Below are 22,073 nucleotides of genomic sequence, written 5' to 3'. Positions count from 1 at the left end.
TTCGCGCACTTCGTGTCGCTGCTCCTGCCGCCTCACCGGGGGCAACACCCGTGGCCAGGCAAGGCCGGTTCCACGGTGTTCCTCGAATCGAAGACCGGGGAGTCACTGGAACGCCGCGCCGCATCAAAGCCCTCCCGTCGGCCGCAGCACCATGTGCCCGCTTTCCAGGTCCAGCTCGGAGCGCAGGATGAACTCGATCGGGTACGGCACCGACCACAGCGTGCCGCGGATCTCCAGCGCGAGCAGGTTGTGGTGCTCGAGGTCGCCCGCGTCGGTCACGCAGCGCACGTCGATGCTGTCCTTCATGATGCGCGGCTCGAAGTCGATGATGGCCGCGCGGATGGCGGCCTCGACGTCGGCGAAGTCGACCTCCGACATGCGTCCGCCGGCCCAGCCGCGCACGCCGTAGTTCAGCACCGAGCGGCGCGCGCGCGGCATGGCGTTGATGTCGTGGTCGGCGCCGAAGTTGGCGGTGTTCAGCAGCCACTGCAGGTCGCGCAGCACCGAGTCGCGCAGCAGCTTGCCGCTCATGAGGAACGCGCCCGCGCGCTCCTGGCGCGTCTGCGGCGTGGTGTCGGTCAGGCGGTCGAGCAGCACCGGCTGCAGCCGGTCGCGCGCAACGCTTTCCTGCTGGTCGCCGTCCATGTCCATCATCGCGCTCATGCGGGGTCGGCCTCCCGCGTGAATTCGACCAGCCGCAGGTCGAGCAGCGAATGGTCGCCGGCCTCGCTGATCAGCGTGCGCTGGCCCAGGCCCGCGTACTGCTCCTCGCCGGCCAGCGGCAGCCAGTCGGTGCGGCGGCCCAGCGTGGTCTCGTCGTCCAGGCCTTCGAGGCTGCCCGGGTAGCGCACGGGCACCAGCCCGTTGAGCGCGCGGCCGTCGTGCAGCTCGATCTCGGCGGGCGCCCACAGCAGGTCGACCAGGTGCTGCGGACGCGAGAACTTGATGCGGCGCACCTCGGGCAGCGGCAGCCAGGCGTAGCCCGACGGCGTGAGCAGCTCCAGCACGGGGCCGATGCGCACGTCGCCGTCGCACAGCCAGCCGAAGTCGCTGCGCTCCACGGGCTCGCCGTCCAGCGCCTGCACGGCGCGCGCATCGGAACGGTCGACGCTGGTCAGTGCGCCCTGCAGCGCGGGTGCGGCTTGGCGCGCGGTCTCGCGCAGCGCGGCGGCTTCCACGGCGCGTTCGGCGGGCAGTGCCGCGGCGGCGATCAGCTGCTCGACCCAGTCGGCGTTGCCGCCCAGGATGGCGGGCGCGCGTCCGCCGGACCAGAAATCGGCGCGATGGCGCTCACCTGCGAGCGCCATCGAACAGGTCACGCTCGCGGGCGTGAAGGTGGGGTCGAGCTTGGTGGCCAGCTTGAGCTGGTCTTCGGCGCGTTGCCACTCGCCGCGAAGCGCAAGGAAGTGGCACAGGGCAAGACGCAGGCTGGCGTTCTGGGGACTGGCGCGGATCTGCCGCTGTACCCATTCGGTGTGCTCGGCCACGGAGCGTTCTCCCAGCACTGCAAACCCATCTCCCATGAAGCTTCCTCGCTGACTGACTGGCACACGGCGCGAAAGGCCGGTGTGCGAAGGACGGCCGCGAAGGCCGTCGGGAAAACATCGCGGCCGGCCCGGGGGCCGGCCGCGCATCGGAAAAAGGAAATCAGGCTTCCTTGTTTTCCTTGATGTTCCAGCCCAGGACCGTCTCGGCGCCCTTGCCGCCCTTGTCGGTCTGTTCCCAGTACTGCTGCTTCACCTTCGCGGCCTGGAAGGCGTACTGCACGAACACGGCGTCGGAGCCTTGTTCGGCCGTGTACTGCACCGAGGTGACCAGCACTTCCTCGAGCGTGACGCGCGTGTATTCGATCTGCGAGCCGCCTGCCTTGCACACCGACACTTCGATCTTCGCCAGGTGCTTGCCGCTGGCGCAGTTCTTCATGACGGACGGTGCCGCCTTGTCGATGCGCGCGAGCACCTGCAGGTCATTGAAGCTCGCCTTGCCCACACCGCCGCCACCGCCGCTGACCATGTTTCCAGGCTGCGTCGCTCCCCAGGCAAACGACTTGATATCCGTCCAGTCCTTGTGGTTCGAGTCCTTGGATTCGCCGTTTGCGCCCTCGACGCGCATGAACATGTCTACTGCCATGATTAACCCCCAAAGTTATTTGTGCCCGGATTCGGGACACTGTTGAACTAGCTGCTGTCCTTCTTGTTGGATGGCAGCTTCGAAACCAGCCGCAACGACACCGTCAGCCCTTCGAGCTGATAGTGCGGCCGGAGAAAAAACTTGGCGGCGTAGTAGCCCGGGTTGTCCTCGATGGCTTCCACCTGGACCTCGGCCGCCGCCAGCGGCTTCATCGCCTTCGTGTCCTGCGACGACGTGCCGGGGCTGCCGTCGACGTAATTCATGATCCAGTCGTTGAGCCAGCGCTCCATGTCCTCGCGCTCGCGGAACGAACCGATCTTGTCGCGCACGATGCACTTCAGGTAGTGCGCGAAACGGCAGCACGCGAACAGGTACGGCAGGCGTGCCGCCAGGTTGGCGTTGGCCGTGGCGTCGGCGTCGTAGTACTCGGCCGGCAGCTGCAGCGACTGCGCGCCGATGAAGGCCGCGAAGTCGGAGTTCTTGCGGTGCACCAGCGGCATGAAGCCGTTCTTGGCGAGCTCGGCCTCGCGCCGGTCGCTGATGGCGATCTCGGTCGGGCACTTCATGTCCACGCCGCCGTCGTCGGTGGGGAAGGTGTGGGTGGGCAGGTTCTCCACCGCGCCGCCCGACTCCACGCCGCGGATCGACGTGCACCAGCCGTACTGCTTGAACGAGCGGTTGATGTTCACGCCCATGGCGTAGGCCGAGTTGGCCCAGGTGTAGCGGTTGTGCGCGGCCGAGTCGGTCTCTTCCTCGAACTCGAATTCGTCCACCGGGTTGGTGCGCGCGCCGTAGGGCAGGCGCGCCAGGAAGCGCGGCATGGCCAGGCCGATGTAGCGCGCGTCTTCCGAGTCGCGCAGCGAGCGCCACGCGGTGTGCTCGGTGTTCTGGAAGATCTTGGTGAGGTCGCGCGGGTTCGACAGTTCCTGCCACGAGTCCATCTGCATCACCGTGGGCGACGCGCCCGCGATGAACGGGCAGTGCGCGGCGGCCGCGATCTTGGCCATCTCGGCGAGCATCTCGACGTCGGGCGGGCTGTGGTCGAAGTGGAAGTCGCCGATCAGCGCGCCGAAGGGCTCGCCGCCGAACTGGCCGTACTCGGCTTCGTAGATCTTCTTGAACAGCGGGCTCTGGTCCCAGCCGATGCCCTTGTGGCGCTTGAGCGAGCGCGCCACTTCGCGCTTGGACGCGCACATCACGCGGATCTTCAGCTGCTCGTCGGTCTCGGTGTTGTTCACGAGGTAGTGCAGCCCGCGCCATGCGCCTTCGAGCTGCTGGAAGTCTTCGTGGTGCAGGATCTGGTTGATCTGCTCGGAGAGCTTGCGGTCGATCTCCGTGATGATGGCCTGCACCGTGCGGTAGGCGTCGTTGGAGATGGTGACGGTGCTTTCCAGCGCCTGCACGGCCAGCGTCTTGACGGCGTTTTCCACCGCCTCGCGGGCCTGGTCGGTCTTGGGCTTGAACTCGCGCTGCAGCAGGTCGGAGAACTCGTTGGGCGCAAGCGCCTCGACGGTGGCCTGCGCCTGCGCGGCGGTCTTCTGGGGTGCGGTGCTCATGATGGCTTTCCTTGGCTGCTCTTGCTGCTGCTCGCGCTCACTCGGAAGCGGTGCCGGAGGCACCCGACTTCTCGTTCGCGGCTTCCACGGCCTTGGCAACGGCCGGGTTCGGCGCCGTCGCCAGCGACTTCAGGAGCGCCGGGTTCTGCAGCGCCTGCGCGATGAGTTGCTCGGCGCCGTTCTTGCCGTCCATGTAGGACAGCAGGTTCGCCAGCTCGGTGCGGGCCTCGAGCAGCTGCTGCAGCGCGCCCACCTGGCGTGCGATGCGCGCGGGCGAGAAGTCGTCCAGGCTGTCGAAGGTGATGTCGACGTTCATCTGGCCGTCGCCCGTGAGCGTGTTGGGCACCTGGAAGGCCACGCGCGGCTTGATGGACTTCATGCGCTCGTCGAAGTTGTCGATGTCCACCGCCATGAACTCGCGCTCGGCGATATCGGGCATCGGGTCCACCTGCTTGCCCGCGAGGTCGGCGATGACGCCCATCACGAAGGGCAGCTGGATCTTGCGTTCGCTGCCGTAGATCTCCACGTCGTACTCGATCTGCACGCGCGGCGCGCGGTTGCGCGCGATGAACTTCTGACCACTGTTTCTGACACGGTTGTCTGCCATAAAGCTTCCTCTTGAATCTGAAATGCGTGGGGGTCGCGCCCCTCTCCCTGCCGCGCCGGACAGTTGCCTGTTCGTCGCCGCTTATTCGCCGCTGGCCGCGCCGCTCAAAGGCCGCCCGGCAAGGCTCTCGATTTTTTGCAATCCCTCTGGCACGAGCTCTTCGATGATCTGGAAGAAATTGAGGTCCAGAAGCCGCTGTGCCCTTCTTATCAACATCGGTGCCGGATGACTGGGCTCCGCCCGCTCCAGGTAGTCGCAAGCTTTTTCCAACAAGACTTGCACATCATCACGATTGGATATTTCAATATCTTTAATAAGTACCGTGCGTAGGCCGACACCGCCATTTGAGGCGCCCGCGGCGGCGCCCTGCGCCACCGGCGCGGCCTGGTCCGTGCCTTGCGGATCGGCTCCAGAGTGGGATGGAATGGCTTCGCCCGCATCGGCCTGCGCCTGCTCGGGCAACAGCTGGACCACGCTGCGCAGCGACTTCTCCAGGCGCGTGAAGTCGGGCGCCCAGTTCTGTCCCAGCGCGCGTTCGCAGGTCTGGCGAATGCGCTGCAGGTACTCGAGCGCACCGCGCAGCGCCAGCACCGGCGCCGCGGACTTGTCCTGCGCGCGGCGCGCCGCGTCCTTCAGGCGGCCGATGCCGCCGGGGTAGTCGATCTGGTGGTCGGTCTTGCTCGAATCGAGCAGGGCCTCGACCTGCCGCAGGCTCATCAAGGTGCCTGCATCGTCGAGCAGCCGCGCATCGCGCACGCTGCGCCCGAGGCCTTCGGGTTCGGTCAACGAGGCCAGCGCGTTCATGCGCGGCAGCGGGTCTTCGAAGCCGTCGTCGACGACGCGCGGATGCACGTCGTCCCAGAATTTCTGCAGCACCGCATCGACCAGCCGCAGGCCGTCGACATAGCCCGGCAGGCCGCGGTTCTCGGTCCATGCCAATGTGAGGGGCACCAGCACGCGAAGGTCTCGTGTGCGGGTGCAGAGCTGCTTGGCGAGGCGCTCCACGCGGGCCCAGTCGGGCGGCTCCGCGGGAATGATGGTGGAGCCGAATTGCTGCTCGCGCTTGCCCGTTGTCGCTTGGTGCAACGCCAGGAAATCGGGGTCGTATTCGAGGTCTTCACCGCACGCAAGCGGGCCGTCTACAGGCGACTGCAATAGTTCGATCTCGCTTTGCGACAACCTCTTCTCCCTAGTTAACCATTCGTCAACAACAGTTATCTTGAGGGGAACGCGAAGCGCGGTCAACAGCAACAGAGTGCAACGCAGAGGCTTTGAATCACAAAGAAGTACAACTCCTTTTATTCAATCAACAGAACGTCTACGGAACGTTTACAGCAGTCCACGTCCACCCAGGTTGCGCATCAACGCGCCGACACCAAAAGTCCACCGCGGCGCCTGGTCCGCGTGCACCACGCGGTTGATCAGTGCGCCGAGTTCGGGTGCGGCGATGCGCACGCGGTCTCCCACGACATGGGTGAATCCTTGCCCAGGCCCGTGACGGTCTTGTGTCGGCGCGAACATGGTTCCGAGAAACAACATGAAACCATCAGGGTAGGCGTGATGCTTGCCGATGGTCTGTGCGACGAGGTCGAGCGGGTCGCGGCTGATCTTCGACAGCGAACTGGAGCCCTCCAGCGTGAAGCCTTCGGGGCCCGTGACTTCGAGTGCCACGGTGATGCGGCGCACGTCGGCAATACCGAAGTTCTCATCGAACAGCCGAATGAAGGGGCCGATCGCGCACGAGGCGTTGTTGTCCTTCGCCTTGCCCAGCAGCAGTGCGCTGCGGCCTTCGAAGTCGCGCAGGTTGACGTCGTTGCCCAATGCGGCGCCCAGCGTCTCGCCGCGGCTGTTGACGGCGAGCACGACTTCGGGCTCGGGGTTGTTCCACACCGAGCCCGCGTGGATGCCCACGTCGGCACCCGTGCCCACGGCCGCAAGCACCGGGGCCTTGGTGAAGATCTCGGCGTCGGGGCCGATGCCCACCTCGAGGTACTGCGACCACACGCCCTGCGCGATCAGCACCTCCTTCACCTTCATGGCCTCGGGCGAGCCGGGCACGATGTCCGCGAGGTTGTCGCCCAGCACGCCGCCGATGGCCGCGCGCGTGGCCTCGGCCCTGGAGGCATCGCCGCGTGCCTGTTCCTCGATGACCCGCTCCAGCAGGCTCGCGACGAAGGTCACGCCGCTGGCCTTGATGGCCTGCAGGTCGCAGGGCGCGAGCAGCCAGGGCTTGCCGGTGTCGCGTGCCGTCTCGTCGCTGTTGGCGATGGCCTCGTCGAGCGAGGCGATGCGCGGTGCGCTCTTCAGTGCGCGGCGAACGGCTTGGGCAGGCGCTTCGTCGCGTTCGAGCAGGTCGCTCATGGTGGGCGCGAGCGCCGACAGGTCGTGCAGGCCGCCTTCGTGCACCGCCACCAGCACCGGCCCCACGCCGGGTTGCCAGAGGCGCCCGACGAGGGTGGCGCGTTCGGCGTCGCGGGGCAGGCTGGAAGATGTCGAAAGATTCAATGGCATGGCGGGTGTCTCCGTGGATGTGTACTTCGCTACGGTGCATCGTAGCGGCGCATCCACGGCAACGCCCGACCAGGGCCCTTGTCGTTGCGCTCAGTGCCCCGGCGTTGCCCGCACGCGCGCCACCTCGGCCGGCAGGTCCTTCCACGCCGGCTCCTGCGGTGCGAAGCGCGCGCGCATGTAGCCCGCGAGATCGGCGATCTGCCGGTCGTCGAGCGCCTCGCGAAACGCCGGCATGAAGCCGATGTCGCGCGTGGCGGGCTCGCGCACGCCGTCGAGGATGGTGCGCAGCAGGTTGTCGGGCCTGGCGCTCGTGAGGTTGCTGTTGAGCGCGAGCGGCGTGTTCACGCCCAGCAGCGTGGGGCCGTTGCCGTCGTGGTGGCAGGCGGCGCAGGCGCTGTCGAACATGCGTTGCGCGGGGCCGAGCAACTGGCCCTGCGTGCGCGCCGCGTTGTCGACCGCCTGCTCTGCCACGGCCTGCGGCTGCGCCACCGGGGCGGGGTTGAAAGACCCCAGGTACGTGGCCATGGCGCGCACGTCTTCGTCGGGCACCTGCTGCAGCTCGCGCACCACCTCGGCCATCGGGCCGCCGGCGATGCCGTGGCGTTGCGTGTGGCCGTGGCGCAGGTAGCGGTAGAGCTCGTCGGCATCCCACGGCAGCGCCGACTTCGACAGCTGCGTGAGCGCGGGCGCCTCCCAGCCGTCGACCATCGCGCCCGAAAGAAAGGCCTCGCCGCCCTGCTCCGCGCCCAGCGCGTTGCGCGGCGTGTGGCAGGCGCCGCAATGGCCCAGGCCGTTGACCAGGTAGGCGCCACGGTTCCACTCCGCGCTTTGCGCGGCCACGGGCTGCAGCGGCGCGGGGTCGTGGAAGAGCGCGTTCCAGCCGGCCATCAGCGGGCGCATGCTGAACGGGAACTTGAGCTCGGACTTCGGCGTTTGCGCGCGCACCGCGGGCATCGACATGAAGTACGCATAGAGCGCCTGCAGGTCGTCGTCGCTGGTCTTGGCGAAGGCGGTGTAGGGGAAGGCCGGGTACAGGTAGTGGCCGTCGCGCGAGACGCCTTCGCGCATCGCGCGCTGGAAGGCGCTGAACGACCAGCGGCCCAGGCCGGTCTCCGCGTCGGGCGTGAGGTTGGTGGTGTAGAGCGTGCCGAAGGGCGTGTCCATCGCACGGCCGCCCGCGTTGGGTGCGCCGCCCGCTGCCGTGTGGCACACCGCGCAGTCGCCGGCCGCGGCGAGCACACGGCCGCGTTCGATGGTCGATTGGCTGTACACCGGCGCGGTGAGCGACACCGGCGCGATGGCGGAACGCCAGCCGAGCAGGCCGGCAATGACGCCGATGCCACCGACCACGAGCGCGGCGCCGGTGGCCCAGAGGCCCTTCCTTCGGGGCCAGACTGCATTGCTCCTTCCCCCTCCGGGGGAAGGCTGGAATGGGGGCACGACGGCGTCACCACTCGCAGGCTGCCGGCCCTCACCCCAACCCTCTCCCGGAGGCAGAGGGGGCAAATCCGAAGTCAACGGACTCAACCCGGCCAGCACCGTCTCCGGCGTGAACGGCGGCGACCTGAAGCGCACGCCCGTCGCATCGAAGATCGCATTCGCGATCGCCGCCGTGCCCGGCACCGACGACGACTCGCCCGCGCCCAGCGACGGTTCGCCGGGCCGCGGCATGTGCATCACCTCGATCACCGGCACTTCGCGGAAGTTGATGATCGGGTAGCTGCCCCAGTCGCGGCTCGCGACCACGCCCGAAGGCAGCACGCCCGGCAGCAGCGCGCCGCCGGCGGGTGCGTCGCCCTGCTGTTGCTGCTGCGGCGCGAACTGCACGCGCTCCTTCAGCGCACGGCTGGTGGTCTGGATCACGTTGCCGTGCACCTGGTGCTCCACGCCCGCCGGGTTGATCATCAAGCCCGCGTCGTGCCCCACCACCACGCGGCGCACATGCACCTCGCCGGTCTTGCGGTTCACCTCGACGTCGGCCACCCATGCCGCCCACGCCGCGCCGAAGCCCGGCCACTTGCTGTGGATGTAGCGCGCGTACGCAAAGCCCTGGCCGAAGAGGATGTCGCCGCCTTCGCCGAGCCCGCCGTCGGCGTTCTCCTGCGGCCCGGTGCGCATGCGCCAGCCGGCCTTCTGCGCGGTGGCCTGCACCAGCTCGATGGCGCGCGGGTCTTCCAGGTGCCGCAGGCGGAACTGCACCGGGTCCACACCCGCGGCGGTGGCGAGCTCGTCGATGTACGACTCGTGCGCGAACGAACTCGGCAGCGCCGACACGCCGCGCAGCCACGAGGCGCGCACGATCGGCGCCATGTCGTTCACCTTCACGCGCAGGTTGTCGTAGCTGTAGGGCGGCCGCGCGGTGCGGTCGCCCATCTCGTAGGCCTGCGCCACCGGCTCGATGGTGCGCGTGAGCAGCAGCGCCAGCGTGGGCGCGCCGTTCGACGGATAGGAGGTTTCGAAGTCGTAGGCGGCCACGCGGCCGTCGGCCATCAGGCCGCCGTCGATCTCCATGAGCTGCGCGGCGCCCTTGGGCTCCCACGCATGTTCCTGCTCGCGCGTGAGCTGCACGCGCACCGGCGCGCCGACCGCGCGCGCGAGCAGCGCGGCATCGGCGGCCACGTCGTCGGCGCCGTTGCGGCCGTAGCAGCCCGCGGCCTCCATGCGGACCACGTCGACCTGCACGTCTTCCACGCCCATGAGCCTGGCCAGGTCGACACGCAGCACGTGCGGGTTCTGCGAGCCGGCCCAGCAACGCAGCTGCATGCCGCTGCCGTCGTCGGGCTGCCAGTCGGCCAGCGCGCACGACGGGCCGATGGACGCATGCATCTGGTACGGCCACACGTAGGTGCGCTGCATCGGTTGCGCGGCGGCGGCAATGGCGCCGTCCACGTCGCCTTCGTCGACCAGCAGGCGCTGCGTCGAGGGGTTGTCGCGCAGGGCCTGTGCCACGTCGCTCAGGTCGGGCATGCCGGGCCACGGCTTCCACGTGACGCGCAGTTCGCGCAGCGCCTGTTCGGCGTGCTCCTCGCGCTCGGCGACGATGCCGACGAAGTCGCGCACGACGACCACGGCGCGGATGCCGGGGATGTGCGCAATGGACGATTCGTCGACCGCCTCCAGCGTGTTGCCGATGAACTCGCCGTGGTCCGCGCCCGCGTACGGCGGGCGCACCACGCGCCCGTGCAGCATGCCGGGCACGCGCATGTCGTGCACGAAGACGAGTTCGCCCGCGAGCTTGGCCGGGATGTCCACGCGCGCCTGCCGCGTGCCGACCACGCGATAGTCGGCCGGGTCCTTGGGCTGCGCCTTGGTGTCGAGGCGCAGCACGGTGCGCTGGCCGGCCACGAGCTCGGCGTAGCCGACGTGACGCTCGGGTGTTTCGGTGACGCGCACCACGCCGTTGCGCACCTGCAGTGCCTCGCATGGCACGCCGAGCTTTTCCGCAGCGCGTGCCAGCAGCCAGCCGCGCGCCTGGGCGGCGGCCAGGCGCAAGGGCTGCGAATGGATCTGGATGGAGGCGCTCGCGATGGTCGCGCCCTGGTTGGGCACGCGCGCGGTGTCGCCGAGCATCACGCGCACGCAGGGCATGCCGAGGTCGAGTTCCTCGGCCACGATCTGGCCGAGCGCGGTCTGGATGCCGGTGCCCAGGTCGACGTGGCCGTTGAGCGCGGAGGCACTGCCGTCGTCCCATACGGCCAGCAGGACCTCGTCGCCTTCGATCGGGTTGCCGGCGACCAGCGCGGGCTGGCCCTTGACGGGCGGCGGCGCGGGCGGCGCCTCGCGCACCACGAGCAGCACGCCGTCGGCCGAGAGGAACTCGGCGCGGGTCTGGGGAAGGTCGGCGCGGCGGGTCATGGCCTTTGCGTTCCTTGCCGCTCTTGCTCCCTCTCCCTTCGGGAGAGGGTTGGGGTGAGGGCCAGCGGCGGTAGCGAAGGCCGTGCTTTTGCACAGGCACCTGCCCTCACCCTGACCCTCTCCCGCGAGCGGGAGAGGGGACAACGCGGGGCATTCATGGCATCGCTCCCGCGCGCATGCGCACCGCGGCGCGCTGCACCGCGTCGAGAATTTCAATGTGCGTGCCGCAGCGGCACAGGTTGCCCGACAGCTCCGCGCGAATGCGCGCCTCGCTGGCCTGCGGGTCGCGTGCCAGCAGCGCCGCCGCCTGCATCACCATGCCGTTGAGGCAGTAGCCGCACTGCGCGGCCTGTGCGTCTTCGAACGCGGCCTGCACCGGGTGCCAGCTGCCGCGCGCGCCGAGCCCTTCGAGCGTGGTGACCGCGCGGTGCGCCACGCCGTGCGCAGGAATCACGCAGGCGCGCGCCGCCACGCCGTCGACATGCACGGTGCATGCGCCGCACTGCCCCAGCCCGCAGCCGTACTTGGGGCCGTTCAGCCCCAGGTCGTTGCGCAACACATGAAGCAGCGTCGCCTCGCGCGGCACGCCCTCCAACGATCGCGCCTGGCCGTTGACCTGCAGGTGCAGCGGCTCAGCGCCGCAACTGGCCGTCACGGGTGTACATCTCCAGGTCCACGAAGGTCGAGCCGTTGTGGTTCTTCGCGCTGTACTCGATGGGGAAGTCGCCCATGCGCGTGCTGCCGATGCTTTCCAGACCGGCAATGAAGCTGTCGCGCGTGAGCGTCTTGCCGCCGCGGCGCAGGCCTTCGACCATCACGCGCGCGACGATGTAGCCCTCCAGCGCGGTGTAGCTGTCGATCTTCTCGCCGAACTCCGCGCGGTCGCGCTGGTAGTCGGCCACGATGGGCACGCGCTGCGCCTGCGGCGGCGGCACGATGCTGGCCGTGACCAGGCCCGCGAGCTTGCCGTCGAGCCGCTTGGCGGAGCCGGCCGCGTCGGTGATGCCGACCGACAGCGTGTACAGCGGCGCGCCGCCGGCGCCCGCGCGGTAGTCGCGCATGAACACCTCGACCATGCGGCCCGCCATGATCATCACGACCGCGCCCGGCTTGGCTTCCGCCAGGCCGGTGACGACCGTCTTCGCGTCTTCCGCCGTGATGGCCAGCGGGAAGGTCTTGACCACCTTCACCTTGTGGTCGGCCGCCAGCTCCTCGCAGGTGGCGAGGTTCGACTTGCCGAAGGCGCTGTCCTGGTAGACCACCGCGATCGACTGGATGCCGATGGTCGAGAGGTGGCTGATGATCTTGCGCAGCTCCAGGTCGTAGCCCGCGCGCACGTGGAACAGGTAGCGGTTGACCTTGGTGCGGAACGAGCTGGTGCCCACCAGCGGCGCGAACATCGGCACGCCCGCCTTCTCGGCCAGCGGCATCGCGGCGGCCAGGTTGCCGGTGGCCACGTAGCCGGTGAGCGCGAAGACCTTGTCCTCGTCGATCAGCTTGGCCGTGTTGACGGCGGTCTTGGCCGGATCGTAGGCGTCGTCGTAGGTGACGAGTTCGATCTTGCGGCCGTTGATGCCGCCCGACTTGTTGACACGGTCGAAGTACAGCTTGATGCCCGCGCGGTAGTCGACGCCGAAGTCCTTGGCCGGACCGCTGAACACGGCCGACTGGCCGATGCGGATGGTGGTGTCGCTCACACCGTTGTCCGCGCGTGCCTGCCGCAGCAGGCCGGGGCCGAGGGCCAGGGCCGCGCCGCCCGCCACCATGGCGCGCCTTGAGATCGAAAGCTTCATGCGTCGTTGTTCTCTGGGTTCTCGTGGGTCTTGCTGCTGTTGCCGCTGCTGTTGCCGCTGATGTCGCGGCTGTTCAAGCGGCCTGGATGTCGGCGGACTGGATGCGCTTGACGCCCTTGGCCGCCATCTGCTTCCACGCCGCGGCCAGCGAGCCGTTGAGGTCGATGCCGCGCGTGGCGTCCTCGATCACGTAGGCGTCGAAGCCGGCCTTGCGCGCGTCCATCGCGGTCCAGGCCACGCAGAAGTCGGTGGCCAGGCCGGTGACGTACACCGTCTTGATGCCGCGCGCCTTCAGGTAGCCGGCCAGGCCCGTGGCCGTCTTGTGGTCGGCTTCCTCGAAGGCCGAGTAGCTGTCCATGTCCTTGTGGAAGCCCTTGCGGATCACGAGCTGCGCGGTCGGCACCTTCAGCTCCTTGCCGAGCGCGGCGTCGTCGGTGCCCTGCACGCAGTGGTCGGGCCACAGCACCTGCGTGCCGTAGCTGAGCTTGGTGGTCTCGAAGGGCTTCTTGCCGCTGTAGGTGCTCGCGAACGACGCATGGCCGGCCGTGTGCCAGTCCTGCGTGACGACGATGTTCTCGAACGCGGGCGCCAGTGCGTTGATCACCGGAATGACTTCGTTGCCGCCCTTCACCGCCAGCGTGCCGCCGTCGAGAAAGCAGTTCTGCACGTCGACCACGATCAGCGCCGCCTTGGCGCCGGGCTTGATCTTGCCGGCCGCGAAGGCGTTGAAACCGAGGCCGCCGGCCAGCCCGAGGGCGGCGGCGGATTTCACGAGGGTTCTGCGATGCATGGCGTGGACTCCGGTGGGTTGAAGAAGAACAACAAGCTCAGACGCTGAGGTAGGCGCGGCGCACTTCGTCGTTGGCCGCAAGCTCGGCCATGGTGGCGTGGTAGCGGATCTGCCCCTTCTCGAGCACATAGGCGCGGTCGGACACCAGCTCGGCGAAGTGCATGTTCTGCTCGGACAGCAGGATGCTCACGCCCTGCGCCTTGAGCTCCAGGATCATGTTGGCCATCTGCTCGACGATCACCGGCGCCACGCCTTCGGAGGGTTCGTCGAGCAGCACCAGGTACGGGTTGCCCATGAGCGTGCGCGCCACGGTGAGCATCTGCTGCTCGCCGCCGCTCATGCGGCCGCCCGGACGGTTGGGCATCTCGCCCAGGTTGGGGAACAGCTTGAACAGGCGCTCGGGCGTCCACAGCGGCGCGTCGGTGCCGTCGGCCCAGCGGCGCGCGGGCTGCTTGCCGACCTCGAGGTTCTCGGTGACGGTGAGGTCGGTGAACACGCGCCGGTCTTCGGGCACGAAGCCCAGGCCCAGGCGCGCGGCCACGTGCGGCTCGCTCCTGGAGATGTCGTGGCCCAGGAAGCGCACCGCGCCGCGGCGCTTGGACAGCATGCCGATCAGCGTCTTCAGCGTGGTCGACTTGCCCGCGCCGTTGCGCCCCATGAGCGCGACCACTTCGCCGCGCCGCACTTCGAGATCGACGTCGTACAGGATCTGCGCGGCGCCATACCAGGCGCACACGGCCTTCGCTTCGAGCAACAGTTCTCCGCTCATGCGGCTTCTCCCAACGCGGCCGAGACCGCTGCAGCCTTCTCGGCGATTTTTTCGAATGTCTTGCCGCTGCCGAAGTACACCTCCTGCACCTTCGGGTGGTCACGGATCTCCAGCGGCTTGCCCTGCGCGATGAGGCGCCCGCGCGCCAGCACGATCATGCGGTCGGCGTACGCGAACACCACGTCCATGCTGTGCTCGGTGAAGAGCACCGCCAGGCCGCGCTGCACCACCAGCTCCTTGGTGAGCGCCATGAGCGAATTGCGCTCCTTGGGCGCCATGCCCGCGGTGGGCTCGTCCATGAGCAGCAGCTTGGGTGCGTTGGCCATGGCGATGGCCAGTTCCACGCGCTTGACGTCGCCGTAGGCGAGCTCGCTGCAGGGCCGGTCGGCCTGCGCCTTCATGCCGACCTGGTCGAGCAGCACCAGCGCCTCGTCGCGCTTGTGGTCGGCGGCGCGGCGCCACATGGAGAACAGCTTGCCGTCGTGCGAGAGCATCGCCATCTGCACGTTCTCGGCGACGGTGAGCGAGGCGAAGGTCTCGGCGATCTGGAACGTGCGGCCCACGCCCTTGCGCCAGATCGCGCGCGGCTTCTGGCCGACGAGCTCGTGGCCGTCGAACAGGATGGAACCCTGGTCGGCCTTGAGCTGGCCGTTGACCATGTTGAAGGTGGTGGACTTGCCGGCGCCGTTCGGGCCGATGAGGGCGAGCAGCTCGCCGGCATGCAGCTCGAAGCTGATGCCGTCGACCGCCTTGACGCCGCCGAAGGACTTGCCGAGGTTCTCGACCTTGAGCAGGGGTGCGTGGGACGTGCTCATGCCTTGGCCTCCTTCACTTCGGAAACAGGGGGAGCGGCGGGCGCCGCATCGGCCTTGCCCCGGCGCAGCAGGCGTTCGGTGAGCTGCTTCGCGAAGCCCGCGATGCCCTGCGGGAACAGCAGCACGAGGATCAGGATGATGGCGCCCAGCGTGGCACGCCAGTAGTCGGTGTTGCGCGCCACGGTGTCGTGCAGCCAGCTGAAGGTGACGGCTCCGACGACCGGCCCCGCCAGCGTCTGGATACCCCCCAGCAGCACCATCACCAACCCATCCACGGACTTGTCGACACTGAGGCTCTCCGGCGAAATGCTCCCCTTGGAGAACGCATAGAGCGACCCAGCCAGCCCCGCCGCCGCACCTGCGATGACAAACGCAGTCCACTGCATGCGTTTCACGTCGATGCCGATGGCGTCGGCGCGCAGCAGCGAGTCGCGGCCCGCGCGCAGCGCATAGCCGAAGGGCGAGAACAGCACGCGGCGCAGCAGCAGGATGCCGGCGGCCACCAGCACCAGCGTGAGCCAGTAGTACGCACGCTTGTCCGACAGCCACTCCGAGGGCCACACACCCGTGAGCCCGTTGCTGCCACCGGTGAAGGAGTCCCACTGGTAGACGATGGCCCAGGTGATCTGCGCGAAGGCCAGCGTGAGCATCGCCAGGTACACGCCCGACAGCCGCACCGCGAACCAGCCGTAGACGAAGGCGCCGATGGCCGCGACCACCGGGGCCACGATGAGCGCCACCTCCATCGGCAGCCCGCTCGCACGCACCAGCAGCGCGGCGCCGTAAGCCCCCAGGCCGAAGTAGGCCGCGTGGCCGAACGAGTGCATGCCGGCCGGGCCCATGATGAAGTGCAGGCTCGCGGCGAACAGCGCGGCAATCAGCAGGTCGATCATCAGCACCGTGGTGTAGGGCGAATCGGCCGTGAGCAGCGGCATGGCCATGAGCACCACGCCCAGCGCGGCCACCAGCCACAGGTAGCCCTTGCTCGCGCGGCGCAGCGGCTCCTCGGCCATGCCCACGTAGCGGCTCGGCGCCTGCGGCCGGCCGAACAGGCCCCACGGACGCCACACCAGCACCACGGCCATGACGATGAAGTCGACCACCAGCGTGAGCTTGGAGAAGGACACGCTGTAGCCGAAGATGTCCACCACGCCGAGCCAGATGCACACGGCCTTGATCTCGGAGATGAGCAGGGCCGCCGCATAGGCGCCCGGAATGGAGCCCATGCCGCCCACCACCACGACCACGAAGGCCGCGCCGATGGTGTTGAGGTCCATCGCCAGCGTGGCCGGTTCGCGCGGCAGCTGCAGCGCGCCGCCCAGGCCCGCGAGCATGGCGCCCAGCCCGAACACCGCGGTGAAGAGCCAGGCCTGGTTCACGCCCAGCGCGCTGACCATCTCGCGGTCTTGCGTGGCGGCGCGCACCAGCGTGCCCCAGCGGGTGCGCGTGAGCAGCAGCCACATCAAGCCGAGCACGACCGGGCCGACCACGATCAGGAACAGGTCGTAGGTCGGGAACTGGCGGCCCAGGATCTCGACCGAGCCCGACAGGCCCGGCGCACGCGGGCCGAGCAGTTCGTCAGGGCCCCAGAAATAGAGCACCGCGTCCTTGATGACCAGGACGAGGGCGAAGGTGGCCAGCAGCTGGAACAGCTCCGGCGACTTGTAGATGCGGCGCAGCAGCACCATCTCGATCAGCGCGCCGAGGATGCCGACCGCGATCGCGGACAGCACCACGGCGGGCCAGAAGGCCATGCCACCGCCGAGCTTCTCGACCAGCGTGTAGGCCAGGTAGATGCCGACCATGAAGAAGGAGCCATGCGCAAAGTTGACGATGCGCGTGACGCCGAAGATCAGCGACAGGCCGGCCCCCACGAGGAACAGCGACGAAGCCGACGACAGCCCGGTGAGGAACTGAAGCAGCAATGACGAAAGACTCATCCGAAGGCCTTTTGGTGGCGGTTTTCATTCATGGGGGAAGCGCCCGCATTCGATGTGTGGCTCGGCGGCTGGCGCCGTCGTGCCCCCACCCCGACCCTCCCCCGCAAGGGGAGGGAGAGAGCTGGCGACACGACATGCGCGCAGCCTGGGGGCGAGCCGATCAGTCTGCGGCGCGGGACTTCTTGACGTCTGCAGCCGAAGGCTGGAACTTGGCGCCGTCGAAGTAGGTGTAGTCGACCATCACGCCCTTGCCGTTCTCGTTCTTCGTCTTGCCGACGAAGGCGCCCATGGTGGACTGGTGGTCTTCGGCGCGGTAGCTGATCTTGCCGAACGGCGTGTCGACCTGCAGGCCCTTGAAGGCTTCGACCAGCTTCGGCGTTTCGGTGCCCTTGGCCTTGGCGATGCCGGCCGCGACCGACTTGATCATGCTGTAGCCCACCACCGAGCCCAGGCGCGGGTAGTCGTTGTACTTGGCGTGGTACGCGAGGAAGAAGGCCTTGTGCTCGGGCGTCTGGATGCCGTACCAGGGGTAGCCGGTGACGATCCAGCCGTTGGGCGTTTCGTCCTTCAGCGGGTCGAGGTACTCGGGCTCGCCGGTCAGCACGCTGACGACCGAGCGGTCCTTGAACAGGCCGCGCGTGTTGCCTTCGCGCACGAACTTCGACAGGTCGGCACCGAACAGCACGTTGAAGATCGCGTCGGGCTTGGCGTCGGCCAGGGCCTGCGCCACGGCGCCGGCATCGACCTTGCCCAGCGGCGGCGCCTGTTCGGCGACGAACTCGACGTCGGGCTGCGCGGCCTTCAGCAGCGTCTTGAAGGCGGCCACGGCCGACTGGCCGTATTCGTAGTTGGGGTACACGACGGCCCAGCGCTTCTTCTTGAGCTTGGCGGCCTCGGGCACGAGCATGGCGGCCTGCATGTAGGTGCCGGGGCGCAGGCGGTAGGTGTACTCGTTGCCGCCCTGCCAGGTCATCTTGTCGGTCAGCGGCTCGCCGGCCAGGAAGAAGATCTTCTTCTGCTTGGCGAAGTCGGCCACGGCCAGGCCGGTGTTCGACAGGAAGGTGCCGGTGAGCACGTCGATCTTCTCGCGCGCCACCAGCTCTTCGGCCACGCGCACGGCGTCGCCGGGGTTGGCGTTGTCGTCGCGCGTGATGAGCTCGACCTTGCGGCCGTTGACGCCGCCCTTGGCGTTGATCTCTTCGACCGCCAGCTCCATGCCCTTCTTGTAGGGCTCGAGGAAGGCGGGCTGCGACTTGTAGCTGTTGACCTCGCCGATCTTGATCACACCCTGCGCGTGCGCGGGAACGAGAGCAGTGGTCAGCGCGGCGAGGGCCGCGGCGCTGAAGACGTGACGCAATGGGTTCATGGGAACAACTCCTTGGGATCGAAAGAGAAAAGAAAACACCGTGAGTGAGCGAGTGCGAAGGCGGCTTCAGCGAAGACCGTCTTCGCCCTTGATTTCATGCGCCTGCAGGCCGCCGATGCGCGGCAGCGGACGGCCGCTGTCGGTGACGGCAACCGCCACCACGATTTCGTTGGCGCGCGGCGCGTCGGACACGCGGGCCTCGATGGCGTCGAAGTGGCTGCGCACGAAGGCCGCGTCCTTGTGGCCCAGCGGCACGTCGATGGCGGTGCCCAGCGTGCCTTGCTTCTTGGCCGAAGGCACGAGCGCCGCGCCCTTCTCGACCGCCACGCGCAGCGGCGCGCCCAGCTTGGGATGCAGGATGGCCGCGGCGTGCTCGAGCTCGCCGCGCTCGCCGACGATGGCGGCCTTGCCGTAGCTCTGCGCCTGGCCGGGCTCGATGCCCAGCGCCTTCACGGCCTTCTGGCCCAGCAGCGCGCCGAGCTCCTCGCCGATGGCGATGAGCTCGTCGAGGTTCTCGCTGTAGCGCCCGGCATAGGGGTTCTCGATGACGGCGATGGCGACGGCGCGGCGCGTGGGCGGCGTGACGTCCCGGCCCATTTCCTTGCGGGTTTCATCGACCTGGATGACGAGCTTGCGGATGTTGGCGGTCATGTTCTGTGTGTTCCTTGTCTTGTCTCTGTGCAGTGCGGTGCGTGCCTGTTTGCTCGGCGGCTCAGCGCAGGCCGTCCCACTTGGCGATGTCCTTGGCCAGCAGGCCGCCGACGCGCGCATGGATGCGGTAGCCGGTGCTCATCGCGAGGATGAACACGATCTCGTCGGCCGCCGGCGCACCGGGCACGCGCACCTCGATGGCGTCGAACTGCCCGCGCACGTAGCTGGCGTTGATGTTGGTCAGCGGCACGTCGAGCGCGGCGCCGGGCGGGCCGACCTTCTTGGTGGACGGCACGATCGACAGCGCATTGCCGGGCTGGCCGGTCTTCTTTTCTTCGACCGTGCCCGCCGTGTAGGCCGCGCGGTCGCCCTTCCAGCCGAGCAGCTCGCGCATGGCGTAGCCGCCGGGCACATGCCACAGCGCGCCGTGCTCGAGCTCGCCGTCGGCACCGACGATGGCGCCCTTGCCGTAGGTCGCGATCTGCTCGAGCGGCACGTCCATGGCGGCGTGCAGCCGGTGCGCCATGTCGACGCCCACGGGGTCGAGCAGCGCCATCATCGGCAGGATGTCGGGCTCGTAGCGGCCCGCGAACGGATTGGTCAGCACGGCGCCGATGGCACCGCGCACCAACGGCGTGTCGGCACGGGGCCCGAACTCGTGGTGGATGTGCTCGACCTGGGTGAAGACGCGTCGGATTTCGATCATGAAGAAGAACCTTGCTTTTCGTTAAGCAAATACTGAACCAACTGATTTCGGCAGCTCCGTCTTGAGCGCCTTCGAGCATAAGGGCTCGACAAGTCGCCACTGCCCCTGACAAACGAGTAGAGCGGCCCACACGAGCCCGCCTTTTTGCAGGACCTTGGCGCACACCGCGCCCGTATCGAGTGCGCTGCGCACCTGCGCGGACGCGAGCGCGGGCACGTCGACGGTGACGAGGGTGTCGCCCAGGTCGCTGTTGTCCTTGCACTCGCTCGCGGGGCGCCGCGCGATGGCGTCGTCGTCCACGTCGACCGCGTTGGCGATCACGGTGGCGGCCGCATCGGCCTGCGCCGCGGTGGGGGCCAGCACCGTCACGCTGTCGGCGATGCCCAGCGAGAAACTGCGACCGCGCCAGCCGCTGGTGGCCACGCCGCGCACGGGCTGGTCGGCGCGCAACTCGAACTGGCCGTCGGTGGTGAGGAGGCCGCTCTTGCCTTCGATGCTCTCGCGCCAGTCGAAGCGCGCGATGTCGGCGAACACGCCCACGCGCGCCGACTGGCCGGGCGCGAGATGCAGCGCGATGTCGCCGCCGTTGTTGATCCACGCGCGCTCGATGCCGGGGCGCTCGTAGAACGCGATGAGCTCCTGCGCCACCGAGCCGGCAACGGCCGCCATTGGCGTGATGAAGGTCGGCGAGAACGCGGCGCACGCGTCCCACATGCGGCGCGCCACCACGCTGCGCGGGCGCATCCGGTCCGTCACCGGCAGGCGCAGCAGCGGCAGTTCGAGCACGAGCTCGTCGAGCACGTGGACGAAGCGCGCCCACGCCGCGTCGTGCGCGGCCGCGACGGCGTACGGGTCGCCATGCGCCTCGGCCACGATGTCGATCGGGCCGTGGTTGAAGTGCCAGCGGCTGCTGTCGAGCGCGCTGCGTTGGGCGGTCATGGTCAGCCCAGCATGGGGGTGTGGCCGAGCGGCCACGGGTTGGCGTCGTCCATCGCCAGCCATTGGCGCGCGAGCGGTGCGCCGTCTTCCTGCCACGCGCCGCGCGCGAGCGCCTGCTCGAGCGGGAAGATGTGTTCCATGTGGCCGCCGAGCGCGGCGTAGTCGTCGCGCCGCATGCTGAACTCGATGGGCGCGACGATGGCCGGCGTGGGCACGGTGCCGAAGCTGTTGTCGGGCATGCGCATGACGTCGGCCATCACGGTGATGCCGCCGCCGGGCCACACATAGGCCGGCGCGCCGCCGCAGGTGACGTTGACCAGCGCGCGCTTGATGGCACGCGTGAGCAGCACCGGGTTCTCGGTGACGCCGGCGCGCAGGCTGCCGCCCGCACCACCGAGGAACAGCACGGTGCACAGCGATGGTTCGCAGTTCTCGCCGATGCGCTCCACGATGCGCCGCACCTCGGCGGGCATCGGCTGCTCCACGGGCTGCAGTGCGTCGTCGAGCACGTACCACTGTGCGTGCTCGCCGGTGGTCGAGGTCATGAGCAGGCGCAGGCCGGGGCGGGCCACGCCCTCTTCCCAGCCTTCGATGATGGACAGCGGATCGGCGATGTCGGTGCCGCCCCAGCCGTTGCCGGGGTTGGCCACCTGGAAGTAGCGCCCGGGCGTCGACTTGCGACCCAGCATGTGGATGCCCGAGGGCGGCATGTCGAGGCAGCGGCCGGCCTGGTGCTCGGTGAGCACGCCGGTGATGTGGTCGTCGACCACCACCACCTCGTCGGCCACGCCCGCGAACTGGCGCGCGAAGATGCCGACCGCCGCGGAGCCGCAGCCCACGCGCATGCGCTGCTCTTCCACGCCGTTGACGATGGGCGCCTTGCCGGCCTGGATCACGAGGGTGGAGCCGCCGTCGATGGTGCACTCCACCGCCTTCTTGTTGCCCAGCAGCTGCATCAGCTCGGCCGTCATGCGGCCTTCCTTCTTGCTGCCGCCGGTGAGGTGGTGCACGCCGCCCAGCGAGAGCATCTGCGAGCCGTACTCGGCCGTGGTGACGTGGCCCACCACCTCGCCGCGGTAGCGCACGTTGGCCTGCTCGGAGCCGAGGAAGCGGTCGGTGTCGATCTTCACCTTGAAGCTGCAGTAGCTGAAGATGCCTTCGGTGACCACCGTGACCATGTCCACGCCCTTGGCCTTGGAGGCCACGATGAAGGGGGCGGGCTTGTAGTCGGGGTAGGTGGTGGAGGAGCCCACGCCGGTGACGAACACCTCGTCGGCGTGCAGCAGGTCGCCGTTCCAGTCGGGCGCATTGGCGATGGCCTCGGCCGTGGCGGGCTCGGCGCCGGGACGGTCGAAGGCCACCAGCGCCGGCGCCTCGCTCTCGATCGTGCGGCGCAGCAGCACCACCGGGTCGACGCGCACCAGCACGCCTTCGCGGTTGGCGTAGCGGTCGCATGCGCCGGTGCGCCCGTCGGAGATCTGGCACAGCACCGGGCAGGCGTTGCACTCGACCTTGGCCGTGCTCATGCGGTCGTTGCGCGGCGGCGCCTTGCCGAAGGTGCTGGCGTCGGCCAGCACGGGCATGTCGATGCCGGGGAGGCCATCTGTCTTGGTGTGTTCAGTCATCGGGGCGATCTCGTGGGGCG

General features: G+C 68.6%; 19 protein-coding genes. All 19 read right to left on the bottom strand.

Annotated features, from left to right (window positions below):
• Positions 1-123 precede the first annotated feature (123 nt).
• Entirely contained in the window at positions 124-651 is a 528-nt protein-coding gene (gene tssE, locus BM004_RS14085; protein ID WP_093128130.1) for a type VI secretion system baseplate subunit TssE, read from the bottom strand.
• An 8-nt stretch (positions 652-659) separates the two neighbouring features.
• The gene (locus tag BM004_RS14080; RefSeq protein ID WP_256219900.1) at positions 660-1,487 is read right to left on the bottom strand and encodes a type VI secretion system accessory protein TagJ; all 828 of its coding nucleotides are present in this window, start codon (positions 1,485-1,487) and stop codon (positions 660-662) included.
• Between the two features lie 160 nt (positions 1,488-1,647).
• A complete protein-coding gene (locus tag BM004_RS14075) occupies positions 1,648-2,130 on the bottom strand; it encodes an Hcp family type VI secretion system effector (protein WP_093127985.1) in 483 nt (160 codons plus the stop codon).
• 47 nt (positions 2,131-2,177) lie between these two features.
• Complete coding sequence (tssC, locus tag BM004_RS14070; protein ID WP_093127987.1) at positions 2,178-3,686, bottom strand: type VI secretion system contractile sheath large subunit; 1,509 nt, start codon at positions 3,684-3,686, stop codon at positions 2,178-2,180.
• Positions 3,687-3,723: 37 nt separating this feature from the next.
• Positions 3,724-4,293, bottom strand: a complete 570-nt coding sequence (gene tssB / locus BM004_RS14065; protein WP_093127988.1) for a type VI secretion system contractile sheath small subunit — start codon at positions 4,291-4,293, stop codon at positions 3,724-3,726.
• A gap of 81 nt (positions 4,294-4,374) precedes the next feature.
• On the bottom strand, positions 4,375-5,544 hold the full coding sequence (gene tssA / locus BM004_RS14060) for a type VI secretion system protein TssA (RefSeq protein WP_256219899.1): 1,170 nt from the start codon (positions 5,542-5,544) through the stop codon (positions 4,375-4,377).
• Positions 5,545-5,622: 78 nt separating this feature from the next.
• Positions 5,623-6,804 (bottom strand): fumarylacetoacetate hydrolase family protein, encoded by a 1,182-nt coding sequence (locus BM004_RS14055; RefSeq protein ID WP_093214207.1) that lies wholly within the window; start codon positions 6,802-6,804, stop codon positions 5,623-5,625.
• A gap of 90 nt (positions 6,805-6,894) precedes the next feature.
• Complete coding sequence (locus tag BM004_RS14050) at positions 6,895-10,659, bottom strand: molybdopterin cofactor-binding domain-containing protein (protein WP_093214204.1); 3,765 nt, start codon at positions 10,657-10,659, stop codon at positions 6,895-6,897.
• 154 nt (positions 10,660-10,813) lie between these two features.
• Positions 10,814-11,314, bottom strand: a complete 501-nt coding sequence (locus BM004_RS14045; protein WP_093127994.1) for a (2Fe-2S)-binding protein — start codon at positions 11,312-11,314, stop codon at positions 10,814-10,816.
• Positions 11,292-12,452, bottom strand: a complete 1,161-nt coding sequence (locus BM004_RS14040; protein WP_256219898.1) for an ABC transporter substrate-binding protein — start codon at positions 12,450-12,452, stop codon at positions 11,292-11,294. The genes BM004_RS14045 and BM004_RS14040 overlap by 23 nt, the downstream gene beginning before the upstream one ends.
• 73 nt (positions 12,453-12,525) lie before the next feature.
• On the bottom strand, positions 12,526-13,242 hold the full coding sequence (gene pncA, locus BM004_RS14035) for a bifunctional nicotinamidase/pyrazinamidase (RefSeq protein WP_093214202.1): 717 nt from the start codon (positions 13,240-13,242) through the stop codon (positions 12,526-12,528).
• 37 nt (positions 13,243-13,279) lie between these two features.
• Complete coding sequence (locus tag BM004_RS14030) at positions 13,280-14,011, bottom strand: ABC transporter ATP-binding protein (RefSeq protein WP_093127998.1); 732 nt, start codon at positions 14,009-14,011, stop codon at positions 13,280-13,282.
• Positions 14,008-14,826: an ABC transporter ATP-binding protein gene (locus BM004_RS14025; RefSeq protein ID WP_093214201.1), complete on the bottom strand. Its 819-nt coding sequence runs from the start codon at positions 14,824-14,826 to the stop codon at positions 14,008-14,010. The genes BM004_RS14030 and BM004_RS14025 overlap by 4 nt, the downstream gene beginning before the upstream one ends.
• Entirely contained in the window at positions 14,823-16,766 is a 1,944-nt protein-coding gene (locus BM004_RS14020) for an ABC transporter permease (protein ID WP_093214198.1), read from the bottom strand. Before BM004_RS14020 ends, BM004_RS14025 begins: the two co-directional genes overlap by 4 nt.
• Positions 16,767-16,926: 160 nt before the next feature.
• A complete protein-coding gene (locus BM004_RS14015) occupies positions 16,927-18,132 on the bottom strand; it encodes an ABC transporter substrate-binding protein (RefSeq protein WP_093128002.1) in 1,206 nt (401 codons plus the stop codon).
• 66 nt (positions 18,133-18,198) lie between these two features.
• Complete coding sequence (locus BM004_RS14010) at positions 18,199-18,783, bottom strand: amino acid synthesis family protein (RefSeq protein ID WP_093128004.1); 585 nt, start codon at positions 18,781-18,783, stop codon at positions 18,199-18,201.
• Between the two features lie 61 nt (positions 18,784-18,844).
• Positions 18,845-19,489 (bottom strand): amino acid synthesis family protein, encoded by a 645-nt coding sequence (locus tag BM004_RS14005; protein WP_093128005.1) that lies wholly within the window; start codon positions 19,487-19,489, stop codon positions 18,845-18,847.
• A gap of 21 nt (positions 19,490-19,510) precedes the next feature.
• Positions 19,511-20,428: a UPF0280 family protein gene (locus BM004_RS14000; RefSeq protein ID WP_093128007.1), complete on the bottom strand. Its 918-nt coding sequence runs from the start codon at positions 20,426-20,428 to the stop codon at positions 19,511-19,513.
• Between the two features lie 2 nt (positions 20,429-20,430).
• Positions 20,431-22,053 carry a 6-hydroxynicotinate reductase gene (locus BM004_RS13995; RefSeq protein WP_093214936.1) on the bottom strand — a complete coding sequence of 541 codons (1,623 nt, stop codon included), beginning with the start codon at positions 22,051-22,053 and terminating at the stop codon, positions 20,431-20,433.
• Positions 22,054-22,073: the final 20 nt, after the last annotated feature.

Source organism: Variovorax sp. OK212 (genome assembly GCF_900112425.1).
In the GTDB taxonomy this organism is placed as follows: Bacteria; Pseudomonadota; Gammaproteobacteria; order Burkholderiales; family Burkholderiaceae_C; genus Variovorax.
The sequence above is the reverse complement of the archived record's forward strand: the minus strand, read 5'-3'. Positions and strand labels throughout refer to the sequence as shown.

What these genes read in the sequence shown, in the direction of transcription:
- tssE (WP_093128130.1), bottom strand. Translation starts at nt 651, where the DNA reads ATGGACATGGACGGCGACCAGCAGGAAAGCGTTGCGCGCGACCGGCTG.
- BM004_RS14075 (WP_093127985.1), bottom strand. Translation starts at nt 2,130, where the DNA reads ATGGCAGTAGACATGTTCATGCGCGTCGAGGGCGCAAACGGCGAATCC.
- tssC (WP_093127987.1), bottom strand. Translation starts at nt 3,686, where the DNA reads ATGAGCACCGCACCCCAGAAGACCGCCGCGCAGGCGCAGGCCACCGTC.
- tssB (WP_093127988.1), bottom strand. Translation starts at nt 4,293, where the DNA reads ATGGCAGACAACCGTGTCAGAAACAGTGGTCAGAAGTTCATCGCGCGC.
- BM004_RS14055 (WP_093214207.1), bottom strand. Translation starts at nt 6,804, where the DNA reads ATGCCATTGAATCTTTCGACATCTTCCAGCCTGCCCCGCGACGCCGAA.
- BM004_RS14050 (WP_093214204.1), bottom strand. Translation starts at nt 10,659, where the DNA reads ATGACCCGCCGCGCCGACCTTCCCCAGACCCGCGCCGAGTTCCTCTCG.
- BM004_RS14040 (WP_256219898.1), bottom strand. Translation starts at nt 12,452, where the DNA reads ATGAAGCTTTCGATCTCAAGGCGCGCCATGGTGGCGGGCGGCGCGGCC.
- pncA (WP_093214202.1), bottom strand. Translation starts at nt 13,242, where the DNA reads ATGCATCGCAGAACCCTCGTGAAATCCGCCGCCGCCCTCGGGCTGGCC.
- BM004_RS14030 (WP_093127998.1), bottom strand. Translation starts at nt 14,011, where the DNA reads ATGAGCGGAGAACTGTTGCTCGAAGCGAAGGCCGTGTGCGCCTGGTAT.
- BM004_RS14025 (WP_093214201.1), bottom strand. Translation starts at nt 14,826, where the DNA reads ATGAGCACGTCCCACGCACCCCTGCTCAAGGTCGAGAACCTCGGCAAG.
- BM004_RS14020 (WP_093214198.1), bottom strand. Translation starts at nt 16,766, where the DNA reads ATGAGTCTTTCGTCATTGCTGCTTCAGTTCCTCACCGGGCTGTCGTCG.
- BM004_RS14015 (WP_093128002.1), bottom strand. Translation starts at nt 18,132, where the DNA reads ATGAACCCATTGCGTCACGTCTTCAGCGCCGCGGCCCTCGCCGCGCTG.
- BM004_RS14010 (WP_093128004.1), bottom strand. Translation starts at nt 18,783, where the DNA reads ATGACCGCCAACATCCGCAAGCTCGTCATCCAGGTCGATGAAACCCGC.
- BM004_RS14005 (WP_093128005.1), bottom strand. Translation starts at nt 19,489, where the DNA reads ATGATCGAAATCCGACGCGTCTTCACCCAGGTCGAGCACATCCACCAC.
- BM004_RS14000 (WP_093128007.1), bottom strand. Translation starts at nt 20,428, where the DNA reads ATGACCGCCCAACGCAGCGCGCTCGACAGCAGCCGCTGGCACTTCAAC.
- BM004_RS13995 (WP_093214936.1), bottom strand. Translation starts at nt 22,053, where the DNA reads ATGACTGAACACACCAAGACAGATGGCCTCCCCGGCATCGACATGCCC.